The following is a 253-nucleotide window of genomic DNA, read 5'->3' as shown; positions in this document are numbered from 1 at the left end:
CCTTCTGCAAGGGAGAATAAATGTTTCACCCCAGGAACATCTGTGGCGAAAACAAAATAGTCGGCAACTAAGGTCTGTTCACCTTGATCATCGGGGTTCATTCCTACTAACTGCATCGCACTATTTTGCTGTTGAATCACTTGCAAACGGGGTAAATCTTGTTTAGCCGGACCACTGAGAACCGTACCATCCGCTGCAAATAATGATCCATGACAGGGACACAAGAATTGACCATCGGTTTGTCGTTTAACAG

Annotated in this window: 1 protein-coding gene; it reads right to left on the bottom strand. The window is 45.1% G+C overall.

Features of this window, described 5'->3' with window-relative positions; genetic code table 11:
* The coding region (locus tag R0J92_RS24910; protein WP_411053656.1) for a ubiquinol-cytochrome c reductase iron-sulfur subunit at positions 1-253 on the bottom strand (253 nt) is incomplete at both ends.

Origin of the sequence: Tritonibacter sp. SIMBA_163 (assembly GCF_046535935.1) — a bacterium.
GTDB lineage: Bacteria > Pseudomonadota > Alphaproteobacteria > Rhodobacterales > Rhodobacteraceae > Epibacterium > Epibacterium scottomollicae.
The sequence above is the reverse complement of the archived record's forward strand: the minus strand, read 5'-3'. Positions and strand labels throughout refer to the sequence as shown.